This window comes from Proteus sp. fly-1067 (genome assembly GCF_040139345.1).
Classification (GTDB): Bacteria; Pseudomonadota; Gammaproteobacteria; order Enterobacterales; family Enterobacteriaceae; genus Proteus; species Proteus vulgaris_B.
Genome location: NZ_JBEEUL010000274.1, coordinates 1 through 524 on the forward strand (window position 1 = coordinate 1; position 524 = coordinate 524).

Consider the following 524-nt stretch of genomic DNA (forward strand, 5'->3'; position numbering starts at 1 on the left):
GCCTTCCATTGTTCCCATCGGGGTTTCTAAGATAGCGCCACTCGTATAACGATAGACGGATCCAGGCTGGATAATAGGCTGCTCGCCAACGACGCCTTCACCTTGCACTTCAGTTTTATGACCATCACTGTTAGTGATGAGCCAATAACGGCTCATTAACTGAATGGCTTCTCTACCTAAGTTTCGAATAGATATGGTATAAGCAAAAACATACCGATTTATCTCAGGTTGAGACTGGCTGACAATATAGACACTCTGTACTTGGATGCTCACATTCGGTTCGTTAAGCATAGTGCCTCCTTTTCAACTCTTATTTAGGCAAATTTGCTAAGAAGTTTGCCATTTTACAATAAGCTGCAACGGAAATATTTTCAGCGCGAGTGCCAGGATCGATACCAAGCTCTGTCAGCTGTTCAACACTAAGTAAATCACCAAGGCTATTGCGGATGGTTTTACGGCGTTGGTTAAATGCTTGCGTCGTAATACGGCTGAGCATTTTGATATCTTCTAGCTGATAAGGGTTC

2 protein-coding genes are annotated in these 524 nt (G+C 43.3%); both read right to left on the reverse strand.

The window, feature by feature from the left end:
* The coding region (gene apaG, locus ABN217_RS20375; RefSeq protein WP_349460024.1) for a Co2+/Mg2+ efflux facilitator ApaG/CorD at positions 1-291 on the reverse strand (291 nt) is incomplete at its 3' end.
* Positions 292-310: 19 nt separating this feature from the next.
* The coding region (locus ABN217_RS20380) for an rRNA adenine N-6-methyltransferase family protein (protein ID WP_349460025.1) at positions 311-524 on the reverse strand (214 nt) is incomplete at its 5' end.